The sequence below is a fragment of the Colwellia sp. 12G3 genome (genome assembly GCF_002836775.1).
In the GTDB taxonomy this organism is placed as follows: Bacteria; Pseudomonadota; Gammaproteobacteria; order Enterobacterales; family Alteromonadaceae; genus Colwellia.
The window spans coordinates 1-12,126 of sequence record NZ_PJAQ01000032.1; the positions used below are offsets into that span (position 1 = coordinate 1).

Sequence of the window (12,126 nt, forward strand, 5' to 3'; positions counted from 1 at the left end):
GGATTTATAATAGATGATCAAAAACAGTTACGTTGCTGCTAGAGTCTCTTTCAGATAAAAGAAATGTAGGTAATCAATTTTATTAGTACTTAAGAAAACTTGTTCCCAAATTTTTAAGAAATTATAAGAGAAAACAGAGCCTTGATTTTACTTAATGTGTATTGCAGACGTTTTTGGTTAATACATTAATAAGACATGCGTATTAAATTCATCTATAAAGTTTTAGAATAGTGAGCTGTAGAAATTGATTAGTTTAAATTCCTATTTACGGTTTAGAAGCAAGGGAGAAAGTTGTTATTTTTTGTAATTCGCTATGTAATTCATATCGACACATTTAAAAGCTAAAAAATATTTATACAAGCTAGTACATTCTTAACTGACTATAGTAGCTAAAATCGACCTCTAAGGCGCTTATGATGTGAGTATTAAATTATATTAATCGAATTTAGTATTTCTTCGGTGAATATAAAATATTCGCACAAATATAGTGCGTGTAGCGCCCTTATATCTTGCAAAAAAAGACAAGTTAAGTATACTTGCGCAAACTTTTTAGACTTAAAGTTTTTACTTTAAAAAATCAGTGTTTCGTACGAAAAATCTCGTATAAGAAATTAAAAAAACTATGAGAAATGAACTGACAAAGCAGGGCCGAAAATTTGCCTATAGGCAAATCGCTTTGATAATTGCAATTACGCTCATTTGTTCACTGATAATATATTTCATTTGGGGGTTTGAATCCGCCAAATCGGCTGTGTTAGGCAGCCTGATTGGGATAATTCCCAATTTATTATTCGCATATAAAGCATTTAAATATGCTGGTGCGAGAGCGTCAAAGATGGTTGTAGAGTCTTTCTTTAGTGGCGTGAAACAAAAAATGGCATTGATGGCGCTACTTCTAGGTTTAACCCTAAAGTTTGTAGTTGTAAGCCCACTACCCTTTTTTGGTATGTTTTGTTTAGTTATGGCTTTGCCAATAATAACGCCGTTTATTATTAAGCAGCAGCGGTAATTTACTTTTTTATTTTTTAAACTTTAATAATTGGGAAATTAATATGTCATCAGGCGCTGAGTTAACCAGCCAAGAATATATTACTCACCATCTCGCTAATTTGAAAGTAGGTGACGGCTTCATGGCTGTTCATTTAGATTCATTGGGATGGTCTGTATTCTTGGGTTTGGTCTTTTTAACGATTTTTCGTTCCGTTGCTAAAAAAGCGACTCCTGGCGTGCCAGGTAAGCTGCAATGTGCAGTAGAAATGGTTGTTGGATTTGTTGATGATAGTGTTAAAAGCACTTTCCATGGCAAAAATGAGTTAATTGCACCACTAAGCTTAACCATTTTCGTATGGGTTCTATTGATGAACTCTATGGATTGGGTTCCAGTTGACCTTTTACCTCACCTGATCCATTGGACTACAGGTATGGAATTGGGCGACATTTATATGAAGCCAGTTCCAACAGCTGATCCGAACATCACTTTTGGTCTAGCGTTAGGTGTCTTCATCTTAATAATTTTCTATTCAATTAAAGTAAAAGGTGTTGGTGGCTTCATGAAAGAGCTTACTACACAACCTTTTGGTCACTGGTCTCTATACCCAGTAAACTTTATCCTTGAAACGGTAACTATGCTAGCGCGTCCTTTATCACTAGCTCTTCGTTTATTCGGTAACTTATATGCAGGTGAGTTGATTTTCTTACTTATCGCAACAATTGGTTTATTCCAATTACCAGTACACTTTTTATGGGCAGCCTTCCACTTGTTGGTTATCCCATTACAAGCGTTTATTTTCATGATGCTAACTATCGTATATCTTAGTCTAGCGCATGAAGATCACTAAATTTGTCGAAGAAAGGTATAAAATCCAAGTGGATAAATAGCTTTCTTCATCAAAAAAGAAATTTTTAAACTTTAACTTTAAACAATCGGAGATAAAAATGGAAAACTTTGGCTTAATGTATATTGCAGCGGCTTTACTAATTGGTTTAGGTGCTCTTGGTACTGCTATTGGTTTTGGTCTTTTAGGTGGTAAATTCTTAGAATCTGCTGCTCGTCAACCTGAACTAGCACCACAACTACAAGTTAAAATGTTCATCGTAGCTGGTCTAATCGATGCTATCGCTATGATCGGTGTTGCTATTGGTTTATACATCTTATTCGTTAAAATTGGTTAATTTTACCACTTTTTTTTTAAACGAATAATTGATAGGAGGTACGCACAATGGATATTAATATGACCCTAGTTGGCCAATTAATTGCGTTTGTCGTATTTGTAATATTCTGTATGAAGTATGTGTGGCCACCAATTATTGGTGCCATCGAAGAACGTCAAGCAACTATTGCTGACGGACTTGCTGCTTCAGACCGTGCTGCTAAAGATCTTGAGCTTGCTCAAGAAAAAGCGAAAGCTCAACTTAAAGAAGCTAAAGTTCAAGCTGCATCTATTGTTGATGCTGCTAAAAAACATGAAGCTAAAATTGTTGATGAAGCTGCCGGTAAAGCACAAGCTGAGAAAGAAAGAATCTTAGCAACAGGTCATGCGGAAATAGAAACAGAACGTAACCGTGCTAGAGAAGAATTGCGTAAAGAAGTTGCAATTCTAGCTGTTGCCGGTGCCGAGAAAATTCTTGAGCGTACAATTGATGCCGCTGCACACAGCGACATCTTAGATAAACTCGTCGCTGAACTTTAAGAGGAAAGAGCTATGTCTGAATTGACAACTGTCGCTCGTCCTTACGCTAAAGCAGCGTTCGATTTTGCTGTTGAAGCTAAAGCAATTGATAGCTGGCTAGTCCAGTTAACATTTGCAGCTGAAGTTGCTAAAGATAGTGCCATTAAAGGTTATATATCTGGCGGAGCTTCAGTAGAGCAAGCACAAGCATTATTTTTAAATGTTTGCGGTGAACAAGTAGACAGTCAAGGCCAAAACTTTTTGAAAGTAATGGCCGAAAACGAACGTTTGTTGGTGCTACCACAAGTTCTTGAACAATTTATAGCGTTAAAAGCTGATTTTGATCAAGAAGTTTCTGTGGATGTAACCTCTGCTGTAGAAATCACTGCAGAGCAAAAAACAACATTAAGCGCCGCGCTTGAAAAGCGCTTGGCACGTAAAGTAAAGCTTAATTGTTTTGTTGATGCGAGTATCGTTTCCGGTTTAGTAATTAAAGCTGGTGACATGGTAATAGATGGTTCTATCAAAGGTAAATTGAACCGCTTAGCAACAACACTACAATCTTAGATAAGGGAACAGAGCATGCAACTGAATTCCACTGAAATCGCTGAACTGATCAAGAATAGAATTGAACAGTTTAACGTTGTCAGCGAAGCTCGTAACGAAGGTACTATCGTTTCTGTAACAGATGGTATTATTCGTATTAATGGCCTTGCAGATGTAATGCAAGGTGAGATGATCGAACTTCCTGGTAGCCGTTTTGCTATCGCGTTAAACCTTGACCGTGATTCGGTAGGTGCGGTAGTAATGGGTCCTTACGCTGATTTAGCGGAAGGCCAAAAAGTTAAAGGTACTGGTCGTATTTTAGAAGTACCAGTAGGACGTGGTTTATTAGGCCGCGTTGTAAATACTCTTGGTGAACCAATTGATGGCAAAGGCCCAGTTGAAAATGATGGCTTCTCTCCAGTAGAAGTTGTTGCACCAGGTGTAATCGAACGTAAATCTGTAGACCAGCCTGTGCAAACAGGTATTAAGTCTATCGATTCTATGATTCCAATTGGTCGTGGCCAACGTGAATTAATCATTGGTGACCGTCAAATCGGTAAATCAGCGATTGCAATTGACGCTATCATCAACCAAAAAGACACAGGTATTAAGTGTGTTTACGTTGCTATCGGACAAAAAGCTTCTACTGTAGCGAACCTTGTTCGTAACTTAGAAGAGCATGGCGCGTTAGCAAATACTATTGTTGTTGTTGCATCGGCTTCTGAAGCTGCAGCATTACAATACTTAGCACCATACGCTGGTTGTTCTATGGGTGAATACTTCCGTGACCGCGGTGAAGATGCACTAATCGTATATGATGATTTGTCAAAGCAAGCAGTTGCTTACCGTCAAATTTCATTACTTTTACGTCGTCCGCCAGGCCGTGAAGCATACCCAGGTGATGTTTTCTATCTTCACAGTCGTTTATTAGAACGTGCTGCTCGTGTAAACGAAGCATACGTTGAAAAATTCACGAAGGGTGAAGTTAAAGGTAAAACAGGTTCTTTAACTGCATTACCAATTATTGAAACGCAAGCGGGTGATGTATCTGCTTTCGTACCAACAAACGTAATCTCAATTACCGATGGTCAGATTTTCTTAGAATCTAACTTGTTTAACTCAGGTATACGTCCTGCTGTTAACGCTGGTATTTCAGTATCTCGTGTTGGTGGTGCTGCGCAAACGAAGATCATCAAGAAACTTGGTGGCGGTATTCGTTTAGCTTTAGCCCAATATGCTGAATTAGCTGCATTTGCTCAATTTGCATCGGATTTAGATGACGCGACTCGCGCTCAATTAGAGCATGGTCAACGCGTTACTGAATTGATGAAGCAAAAGCAATACAGCCCATTGTCAATCGCTGAAACAGCAGTGTCATTATTTGCCGCAGAAAAAGGCTATTTAACTGACGTTGCAATCAACAAGATTGTTGATTGTGAAGCGGCGTTACATGCATATGTAAACAATGAGCATGCTGAGTTGATGGCTACTATCAACGAAAAGGGTGACTACAATAAAGATATTGAAGCTAGTTTGAATAAAGCACTTGAGTTATTCAAGTCTACTCAATCTTGGTAATCGAGTCTTTAATTAAGTAACGTTTTCGGAGAAGAGTCATGGCCGTTGGTAAAGAAATAAAAACCAAGATTGCGAGTGTTAAAGGCACTCAAAAGATCACAAGCGCTATGGAAATGGTTGCCGCTAGTAAAATGCGTAAAGCGCAGGATGGCATGGCGGCCTCTCGTCCATATGCGACAAATATACGAAATGTGATCGGTCATATCGCGCTTGGTAACTTAGAATATCGTCATTCCTATTTGGAAGAGCGTGAAGCTAAGCGTGTTGGCTATATTGTCGTCTCAAGTGACCGTGGTTTGTGTGGTGGCTTAAATATTAATTTATTTAAGAAAGTACTTGCTGATGCTGCTGAAAAGCAAGCATCAGGTGCTGAAGTTGAATTTTGTGTAATTGGCTCAAAAGCTACTACCTTTTTCAACAATATGGGCGCTAAAGTATCTGCACAGATATCGGGCTTAGGTGATTCCCCTTCACTAACTGACTTAGTTGGTAGTGTAGCGGTAATGCTTAAAGCTTATGATAACGGTGAAATTGATAGGCTACACGTTGTGTATAACAAATTTGTTAATACTATGACGCAAGAACCGACAATTGATCAATTGTTACCTTTACCTAAATCAGATGACGAAGCAATTAGTCATCGTTGGGATTATATCTACGAACCTGATGCTAACTCTTTGTTAGATAGTTTATTAGTTCGTTATATTGAATCTCAAGTATACCAAGGTGTTGTTGAAAACATTGCTTGTGAACAAGCATCTCGTATGGTTTCGATGAAAGCCGCAACAGATAATGCGGGTGATTTAATCGACGATCTACAATTGGTATACAACAAAGCGCGTCAAGCGGCAATCACTCAAGAATTGGGTGAGATTGTTGCTGGTGCAGCTGCGGTAGGGTAAGCAGAATAGTTCGGTGACGAATTAATCTGATAACAATTTTCGTAATTTAACGAAAAGTTAGCTGAGCGAAGCTTAGCTAACTTAAATTAAGAGGAATAAACATGAGTACAGGTAAAGTCGTCCAAATAATTGGCGCAGTTGTGGATGTTGAATTTCCACAAGATGCCGTACCTCAGGTATATGACGCAGTAAAGATAACCGAAGGTGACCTTGAAGGATTAGTACTTGAAGTTCAACAGCAGCTTGGTGGCGGCGTTGTACGTACTATCGCAATGGGTTCTTCAGACGGTTTGCGTCGTGGACTGAATGTAGAAAATACAGGTCAAGGTATCCAAGTACCTGTTGGTGTTGAGACTTTAGGTCGCATCATGAACGTACTTGGTGAGCCAATTGATGAAGCTGGTCCTATTGGTGAAAAAGAGCGTTGGTCTATTCACCGTGAAGCACCTGCTTATGCTGACCAATCAATGTCTAACGAATTGTTAGAAACTGGTATCAAAGTAATTGATTTAGTTTGTCCATTCGCTAAGGGTGGTAAAGTTGGTCTTTTCGGTGGTGCTGGTGTTGGTAAAACAGTAAACATGATGGAACTTATCCGTAACATCGCTATCGAACATAGTGGATACTCTGTATTTGCTGGTGTTGGTGAGCGTACACGTGAAGGTAACGATTTCTATCACGAAATGAACGATTCTAATGTACTTGATAAAGTATCGTTAGTTTACGGTCAAATGAACGAGCCTCCAGGAAACCGTTTACGTGTTGCCTTTACTGGTTTGACTATGGCTGAAAAATTCCGTGACGAAGGTCGTGACGTATTATTCTTCGTAGATAACATTTACCGTTATACTCTTGCGGGTACTGAAGTATCAGCACTTCTTGGTCGTATGCCATCAGCCGTTGGTTACCAACCAACACTTGCTGAAGAAATGGGTATACTACAAGAGCGTATTACTTCAACTAACAAAGGTTCAATCACTTCAATCCAAGCGGTATACGTACCAGCAGATGATTTGACGGATCCAAGCCCTGCAACTACTTTTGCTCACTTAGATGCAACTGTTGTATTAAGTCGTGATATTGCTTCGCAAGGTATTTACCCTGCGATTGACCCACTAGATTCATCTTCACGCCAACTAGATCCATTAGTAGTTGGTACTGAACATTATGAAACTGCTCGTGGTGTTCAAACAGTATTACAACGTTACAAAGAACTTAAAGATATCATCGCCATCTTAGGTATGGATGAGTTATCTGAAGAAGATAAGCAAACTGTATTCCGTGCACGTAAAATACAGCGTTTCTTATCTCAGCCGTTCTTCGTTGCTGAAGTATTTACAGGTTCTCCAGGTAAATATGTTTCATTAAAAGACACCATCTCTGGCTTTAAAGGCATTTTGGCTGGTGATTTTGATGACATGCCTGAGCAAGCATTCTACATGGTTGGTTCTATTGAAGAAGCCATAGAGAAAGCGAGTAAGATGTAATTATCTAGTAAGTACTTACACCAAATGTAAGTACTTACAGTAAAAGAGGTCGAGTCAAATGGCATTATTAACTGTAAATCTGAATGTAGTAAGTGCTGAAGAAAGTTTGTTTTCTGGTAGCATTAAATCATTACAGATCACAGGTAGTGAAGGTGAGTTAGGCATTATGCCTGGTCACGCACCTTTACTGACCTCACTAAAACCTGGTATGGCACTTATCACCAAGGACGATGGTAGCGAAGAAGTTATCTATCTTTCCGGTGGTATGTTAGAAGTTCAACCAAATAACGTAATCGTGCTAGCTGATATTGCTACACGTGCTGCAGATTTGGATGAACAGGCAGCTCTTGAAGCTAAGCAACGTGCAGAAGATAATATGAACGCTCATGGCGCTGATGTTGACTTCGCAGCTGTTGCCGCTGAATTAGCTCGTGCAGTAGCGCAATTACGTGTTATTCAAGCGACTAGCAAGCATAGCTAATATTCGGTTACTTTTAATAGTAACTAGATAGATGCCTACAGATTTAGTGACTTCTACGCTTAAAAGTAAGCGTTAGAAGTGAACACAGATACTGATTAAAAAAGCCACTTTACTAATTTAGTAAAGTGGCTTTTTTGTGTCTGTAAAAATATCAAGGATGTACGTTAGCCGTTTATAGGTACTTCTGGCAGGCTTAATTAATTATCGGCAGTAATTTTGGCAGTGCTAAGGACTGATTAATAGCGAAACTATCGAAAGCAGTCCACTGCTCAATCGCTCGTTTTTGCAAGGAGTTATCGACATTAGAATCACTTATATTGTCTAAATACCATAAGCCATTAATAAAATAACTATAGAGAATATAATAAGTCAGCAATTGGCTATTAGGTCGATAACTTGGAGCCAACAAAATATAATTACTTGTTATCTCACTTATATGGTGAACTGAAATATTATTGACTGCAATAAACATCGCTAAGTCATATTCCACTGGTGCTAAATGGGCACATTCAAAATCGATTAGCCAAGCCTTGTCGACCGTATCGATAAGGACATTAGTGAAATTGAGATCGCCGTGGCAAACTACGTTAGATACTTCACAATGAGCGATATGATCATTAATGAAACAACTCAATATATCAGTGATACTTGCTAATCTATGTCTTACTTGTGCGTTAAATGAAGTAGGGTTAGTGAATAGCCCATTAACTGACTTAGTGCAGTCTAAAGTCGGAATAGATAGATCGTACTCTGGAGTTGGTAACTGGTGAAGTGTTGCCATGAGAGTGAGTGCTGTTGAAATCTGCTCGCAGCTGTTTAACTCAGGTTTTGCTAGTGATGTCCCTGTAATAAATTCAGTTACCAACCAGTCATTATCATGATAACTGACACAAGGGCTTAAGCCACTGTTCGAGCAAATAAGCGCAGTATAAATTTCTGTAGTAGCGGTATCTTGATTGAGTTTTTTTGCCAAATACTCTTGTTCTGATGTGCTCACTTTGACGCAGGTATGGCTCATACCATTAGGGAGTAAAAAAATCTCTACAATGCTAGTGAAGCAAGGCAGAGATTTAAGCGAGTTAAGGTCTGATTCAATAAGTGTCATTAAACTTTCTCAGCTTAGTTAATACTTGATGGCTGCAGGCTTACCGACGCCTTTTTATAAATTTTTAACCATTTAACATAGCCATAACAAGCAACAATCACAAAGATTACGAATAAAACAGTGGTCGGTATTAAGCCTTTCTCAATATATAAATAGATAGAAACCAGATCAATAACAATCCAATAGAGCCAATTTTCTAGTACTTTTTTAGTCACTAGAAAGGTAGCAAATATCGCATAAACAGTGGTAAACGTATCTAAGTAAGGAAAGTGGGCTGGAGTAAAGTTATCCATAAGGTAGCCTAAACCTAGCGCAAGCAATGCTAAACCCAGACAGACCTTAATGTGCCAATTAAGTTGCCAGCTAACTACAGTTAGTTCCGATGACCCCTTATTACTCTTATCAATTGCTTTAGACCATTGCCAGTACCCATAAACCGCCATAAGTAGATAATAAGCATTTAAAGCGCTGTCCATTAACAGTAAAACATCATAAAAAATAAACGTGTACAGCGCTGTACTAATAAATGCCGCGGGCCAACACCATAACGAGCCTTTAGCGGCTAAAATCACATAGGCCAGTGACAGCATCATAGCAATGAGTTCAAGCCAAGGTAGTTGTTGGAAGTAGGCTAGTATACTGTTTAAAACTTCTAACATTAGGTTTCCGCTTCAACTTGTGAACGATCACCATTAATAAATTTACAAACAAAAACTGCAGCGCCAGTTGTTTTATGCACGTGTTTAATTTCAGCCATTACGTGAGTAACCGCGAGATCATAATCACCGAATACTTGCGTGCTCATACCGTTAGTTATGACTTTCAAACCTGCTACAGCCCTAAGCCTTTTTATAAAAGCCCAAATTTCAGTTTTATACTGTTCTTCTGCTAACGGGTAAAAGCTCAGTTCAATGGATATTTTCATTATGTACCTTAAAGGATGTTCGGAAGAGATATTACCTCTTCCGGCTTTAATATCAGCAGTGTTTAAAATTGATAGTCTAACGTAGCGCCAAAAACTAACGGCTCAGAAAGTTGGGTATACTGTTTTGCGGTATAGCCATCACGAGGATCATTACCAAAATAAAAACCACGGTTAGCGTAGTCTTCATTGGTTAAATTACGCCCCCAAATTTTAACTTGCCAATTATCTTGTAGATAAGCAACAGAGGCATTAATAAGTGCAACCGCTTCAGAGTGTTCATCATGGCTATCAGAAAAATAAAAGCTATCTTTACCATCAACGGATAAATTAATTAACCAATGGTCATTTGGTTGTACATTAATACCGACATTGAATTGGTAATTAGGTGCATGAGCTTGCTCACGGCCGCTTAATGAAACACCATCAGCATTAACAAAGTCATTAAATTCAGTGTCCAATAAACCTAAAGATCCATAAACGTTCACTAAGTTATTTAAGTACCATGCTGCTTCAATTTCAGCGCCATAGTTATTACCTGTTGCAGCGTTGCCTAAATAGCTAATAAACTCGGAGCTACCATCGCCACGTACTATGGTTTTAGAGCTACTTACTTGTATATCTTTACGGTCCATGTAAAAAACAGACGTGCGAACATAAGCACTATTATTAAGTAATGAAACTTTGTATCCAAGTTCGTAGTTCATCAAATACTCTGGATTAAAACTACGCAAATCTTCAGGTAAAGTACCATCGGTATTATGGCCACCCGCTTTATAGCCGCGGTTGATTGAACCATACCAAAAGCTGTCATCAGTTTGCTGGTAACTAAGTACTAATTTACCACCTAGCATAGTGTCAGAAATATCATCATCAAATAAATCAGAATTATTATAGTCGGCACTGCGATTTTCTATGCGTAAACCTGAAATGGCTGACCAACGTTCACTCAGCTGAGAGTCTAACTGTCCATAAATGGCAACACTGCTACTTACATTTTTTGAAGTAAAATCACCAGCTGCATAAGTATATTGACGTAAAAGATCTTCATCGTCTTGCTTAAAGTAAACACCAGCAACCCAAGCGGTACTGCCACTAAAAATCTGTTGACCTTGCTTTGATATTGCGCGTAACTCAGTAGTTAATACGGCTTTATCGCGATAATAATGGTCAGTAGATGTGTATTCCCAGTAAGCATAATCAGGATTTTCGATAACATCAGGGTCTGATATACCGGCGTAGGCCCAATCTTCATCGTAACCATAGCCTAAATCAGAGTCTGAATTACTGATAATGGCTAATACTGTGGCGCTTTCAAATCCTTGATAGGTGAATTTGGCAGAAAAAGCTGCTGTTTTTTGTTGATCAAAGCCCGGTTGGTCTGAATAGGTGTCTCTGTTGTTATCTAAAGAGAAGGCATCATAACCATTGTCAAAGTCAAAATAGAAACCAGCAAGATCAATGGTTAAATCATCACTTGCTTCAATAGCTAATTTTCCGCGGATACTTAATTCATCGCGATTATTAGTATCATCACGCTGTAAATACACATTTTCCATATAACCATCACTAGCAAGCTGATTGACGGCAAAGCGGTAATTTACTGAATCACTGGCAGGGCCTGATAAGGCAACACCCAAATCATAGGTATTATAATTGCCGGCGCCGAATTGCAGAGCACCTTCAAAATCTTCTGTTGGCTCATTGGTGGTAATATTTATCATGCCGGCAATAGCATTAGCGCCAAAACGCGTACCTTGTGGGCCTCGAAACACTTCAGCTTGGCTAACATCAAATAAGTTAGCAATACTACCGATACCGGTAAAATCGACATCATCAATAATCATACCGACAGAAGGGTTAATAGGTTCTTGAAATTGACTGCGTTCACCAATACCACGGATCTGATAATAACGTGCCCGTTGTGAACCACTGGCAAAGTTAACATTAGGGCTAACCGCAATTAACTCTTCTAAATGCTTGGCATTACGCTGCTTAATTTCTATATCGGTTAAGACCGACATTGATACCGGGGCGTTTTGTAAGTTTTGCTGACGAAAATCACTGTTAACCGTAATGGTTTCAATATTGCCAGTGCTGTTAGTGTCATTACTCGCTTGCTCTTCAGCTAAAGCGGTAAAGTTAAAGATACTTGTAGTGATAGCTAAACAAATAGCTGATTTGGAGAACGTCATAAAATCTCATCAAAAAATAAAAGTAGGGGCGTGTACAAGCAGGATAATTTTGATGAATTTTAATATTTATCTATAACCATCCCTATGCCAGAAAATTAATACCGATAATTTTCTGCCCAGGTTCAAAGAGTATATTTCTCAGCGACTAATCATTTGAAAACTTAAATGACAGTGCACCCCTTGGTTCCACACTATTCTAGCAAATAATTTCACGATAATCTTACTATTGTTGAGTAGCTTA

General features: G+C 38.7%; 13 protein-coding genes. 9 read left to right on the forward strand and 4 right to left on the reverse strand.

The annotated features are described in order from the left end of the window. Positions 1 to 622 precede the first annotated feature (622 nt). From CXF71_RS08885 to CXF71_RS08925, 9 genes are all read left to right on the forward strand, one after another. Positions 623 to 1,009: an ATP synthase subunit I gene (locus CXF71_RS08885; protein ID WP_101232607.1), complete on the forward strand. Its 387-nt coding sequence runs from the start codon at positions 623 to 625 to the stop codon at positions 1,007 to 1,009. Between the two features lie 43 nt (positions 1,010 to 1,052). Beyond that, positions 1,053 to 1,838 (forward strand): F0F1 ATP synthase subunit A, encoded by a 786-nt coding sequence (gene atpB / locus CXF71_RS08890; RefSeq protein ID WP_101232608.1) that lies wholly within the window; start codon positions 1,053 to 1,055, stop codon positions 1,836 to 1,838. A gap of 97 nt (positions 1,839 to 1,935) precedes the next feature. Continuing rightward, complete coding sequence (gene atpE, locus CXF71_RS08895; protein WP_011040932.1) at positions 1,936 to 2,172, forward strand: F0F1 ATP synthase subunit C; 237 nt, start codon at positions 1,936 to 1,938, stop codon at positions 2,170 to 2,172. A 47-nt stretch (positions 2,173 to 2,219) separates the two neighbouring features. Continuing rightward, positions 2,220 to 2,690 carry a F0F1 ATP synthase subunit B gene (gene atpF, locus CXF71_RS08900; RefSeq protein ID WP_101232609.1) on the forward strand — a complete coding sequence of 157 codons (471 nt, stop codon included), beginning with the start codon at positions 2,220 to 2,222 and terminating at the stop codon, positions 2,688 to 2,690. A gap of 12 nt (positions 2,691 to 2,702) precedes the next feature. After that, entirely contained in the window at positions 2,703 to 3,236 is a 534-nt protein-coding gene (gene atpH, locus CXF71_RS08905; protein WP_101232610.1) for a F0F1 ATP synthase subunit delta, read from the forward strand. A 15-nt stretch (positions 3,237 to 3,251) separates the two neighbouring features. Further along, positions 3,252 to 4,793, forward strand: coding sequence for a F0F1 ATP synthase subunit alpha (gene atpA / locus CXF71_RS08910; protein ID WP_101232611.1), 1,542 nt, complete (start codon positions 3,252 to 3,254; stop codon positions 4,791 to 4,793). 38 nt (positions 4,794 to 4,831) lie between these two features. Further along, positions 4,832 to 5,695: a F0F1 ATP synthase subunit gamma gene (gene atpG, locus CXF71_RS08915; RefSeq protein ID WP_101232612.1), complete on the forward strand. Its 864-nt coding sequence runs from the start codon at positions 4,832 to 4,834 to the stop codon at positions 5,693 to 5,695. Between the two features lie 101 nt (positions 5,696 to 5,796). Then, complete coding sequence (gene atpD / locus CXF71_RS08920; protein ID WP_101232613.1) at positions 5,797 to 7,182, forward strand: F0F1 ATP synthase subunit beta; 1,386 nt, start codon at positions 5,797 to 5,799, stop codon at positions 7,180 to 7,182. Positions 7,183 to 7,240: 58 nt separating this feature from the next. After that, positions 7,241 to 7,663, forward strand: coding sequence for a F0F1 ATP synthase subunit epsilon (locus tag CXF71_RS08925; protein ID WP_101232614.1), 423 nt, complete (start codon positions 7,241 to 7,243; stop codon positions 7,661 to 7,663). 193 nt (positions 7,664 to 7,856) lie between these two features. On the opposite strand, the gene CXF71_RS08930 is transcribed toward CXF71_RS08925, so the two are convergent. The 4 genes from CXF71_RS08930 to CXF71_RS08945 all read right to left on the reverse strand — a co-directional run bounded on the left by CXF71_RS08930 (position 7,857) and on the right by CXF71_RS08945 (position 11,885). Next, positions 7,857 to 8,768 (reverse strand): phosphotransferase, encoded by a 912-nt coding sequence (locus tag CXF71_RS08930; RefSeq protein WP_101232615.1) that lies wholly within the window; start codon positions 8,766 to 8,768, stop codon positions 7,857 to 7,859. 14 nt (positions 8,769 to 8,782) lie between these two features. Beyond that, positions 8,783 to 9,427: a nicotinamide riboside transporter PnuC gene (pnuC, locus tag CXF71_RS08935; RefSeq protein WP_101232616.1), complete on the reverse strand. Its 645-nt coding sequence runs from the start codon at positions 9,425 to 9,427 to the stop codon at positions 8,783 to 8,785. Next, positions 9,427 to 9,693 (reverse strand): hypothetical protein, encoded by a 267-nt coding sequence (locus tag CXF71_RS08940; protein WP_101232617.1) that lies wholly within the window; start codon positions 9,691 to 9,693, stop codon positions 9,427 to 9,429. The genes pnuC and CXF71_RS08940 overlap by 1 nt, the downstream gene beginning before the upstream one ends. Positions 9,694 to 9,755: 62 nt before the next feature. Beyond that, entirely contained in the window at positions 9,756 to 11,885 is a 2,130-nt protein-coding gene (locus CXF71_RS08945; protein ID WP_101232618.1) for a TonB-dependent receptor, read from the reverse strand. Positions 11,886 to 12,126 lie beyond the last annotated feature (241 nt).

Excerpts from the sequence above, each read along its gene's own strand:
- atpD (WP_101232613.1), top strand. The coding sequence starts at position 5,797 with ATGAGTACAGGTAAAGTCGTCCAAATAATTGGCGCAGTTGTGGATGTT.
- atpF (WP_101232609.1), top strand. The coding sequence starts at position 2,220 with ATGGATATTAATATGACCCTAGTTGGCCAATTAATTGCGTTTGTCGTA.
- atpA (WP_101232611.1), top strand. The coding sequence starts at position 3,252 with ATGCAACTGAATTCCACTGAAATCGCTGAACTGATCAAGAATAGAATT.
- atpE (WP_011040932.1), top strand. The coding sequence starts at position 1,936 with ATGGAAAACTTTGGCTTAATGTATATTGCAGCGGCTTTACTAATTGGT.
- CXF71_RS08925 (WP_101232614.1), top strand. The coding sequence starts at position 7,241 with ATGGCATTATTAACTGTAAATCTGAATGTAGTAAGTGCTGAAGAAAGT.
- atpH (WP_101232610.1), top strand. The coding sequence starts at position 2,703 with ATGTCTGAATTGACAACTGTCGCTCGTCCTTACGCTAAAGCAGCGTTC.
- pnuC (WP_101232616.1), bottom strand. The coding sequence starts at position 9,427 with ATGTTAGAAGTTTTAAACAGTATACTAGCCTACTTCCAACAACTACCT.
- atpG (WP_101232612.1), top strand. The coding sequence starts at position 4,832 with ATGGCCGTTGGTAAAGAAATAAAAACCAAGATTGCGAGTGTTAAAGGC.
- atpB (WP_101232608.1), top strand. The coding sequence starts at position 1,053 with ATGTCATCAGGCGCTGAGTTAACCAGCCAAGAATATATTACTCACCAT.
- CXF71_RS08940 (WP_101232617.1), bottom strand. The coding sequence starts at position 9,693 with ATGAAAATATCCATTGAACTGAGCTTTTACCCGTTAGCAGAAGAACAG.
- CXF71_RS08885 (WP_101232607.1), top strand. The coding sequence starts at position 623 with ATGAGAAATGAACTGACAAAGCAGGGCCGAAAATTTGCCTATAGGCAA.
- CXF71_RS08945 (WP_101232618.1), bottom strand. The coding sequence starts at position 11,885 with ATGACGTTCTCCAAATCAGCTATTTGTTTAGCTATCACTACAAGTATC.
- CXF71_RS08930 (WP_101232615.1), bottom strand. The coding sequence starts at position 8,768 with ATGACACTTATTGAATCAGACCTTAACTCGCTTAAATCTCTGCCTTGC.